The following is a 233-nucleotide window of genomic DNA, read 5'->3' as shown; positions in this document are numbered from 1 at the left end:
CACCAGGCCGTGTTCGCCAGCTACGGCCAACGTGAGTACGACAGCGGCGCCCTGAGCGCGTTCTGCCCCCTCTACGCTGTTCTCGGCGGTTCGCTCATCCCGGCCAACCTCGCCTTCACGCCCCAGCAGACCGTCAACTACAACAACAGCTCCGCCCTGCGCGACTGGAGCGTCTTCAACGTCGGCACCAACCTCGTCTGGTCACCGGTCAAGGATCTCGATATCGGCGCCGA

At 64.8% G+C, this 233-nt stretch carries 1 protein-coding gene; it reads left to right on the top strand.

The window, feature by feature from the left end; all coding sequences use genetic code 11:
* A partial coding sequence (locus AC4FS3_RS29150; protein ID WP_491023444.1) for a hypothetical protein occupies nucleotides 1-233 on the top strand: 233 nt, incomplete at both ends.

Source organism: Pseudogemmobacter sp. TB195 (genome assembly GCF_058313095.1).
The sequence above is the reverse complement of the archived record's forward strand: the minus strand, read 5'-3'. Positions and strand labels throughout refer to the sequence as shown.